The 572-nt window shown below is 47.2% G+C and carries 1 rRNA gene and 1 other annotated feature; the gene reads right to left on the reverse strand.

The features are described from left to right. Positions 1–109: ribosomal RNA gene (locus LrDSM24759_RS07570) — 23S ribosomal RNA — on the reverse strand; the annotation flags it as partial. A gap of 239 nt (positions 110–348) precedes the next feature. After that, positions 349–483, reverse strand: a sequence feature (16S ribosomal RNA rRNA prediction is too short). Between the last annotated feature and the right edge of the window lie 89 nt (positions 484–572).

Below are 572 nucleotides of genomic sequence, written 5' to 3' on the forward strand. Positions count from 1 at the left end.
CTCCGGATCATTGCGTACTTACCGCTCCCCGAAGCCTTTCGTGGTTAGTCACGTCCTTCATCGGCTTCTAGTGCCAAGGCATTCACCATGCGCCCTTTTCTACTTGACCTATTTCAAGTCTTTTTTATTTAGAGTTTTCTCTCTCTCGGTCGCTCTTTCAATCTGTTTTACGATTGTCTCGGTTTTTTGCTAGATTATATTCAGTTTTCAATGTACTAACTCTTTGAGGTATTACCCTCAAAACTAAACAAAGTTTCTCAAGTGTGCTTCCGTTTGGCTTTCTGATGACTTCTTTTTAGTGCTCTCGCACTCTCCATCATCTTCGCCTTCCTTAGAAAGGAGGTGATCCAGCCGCAGGTTCTCCTACGGCTACCTTGTTACGACTTCACCCTAATCATCTGTCCTACCTTAGACGGCTGACTCCTATAAAGGTTATCTCACCGGCTTTGGGTGTTACAGACTCTCATGGTGTGACGGGCGGTGTGTACAAGGCCCGGGAACGTATTCACCGCGGCGTGCTGATCCGCGATTACTAGCGATTCCAGCTTCGTGCAGTCGAGTTGCAGACTGCA

Source organism: Lactobacillus rodentium (genome assembly GCF_003423665.1).
In the GTDB taxonomy this organism is placed as follows: Bacteria; Bacillota; Bacilli; order Lactobacillales; family Lactobacillaceae; genus Lactobacillus; species Lactobacillus rodentium.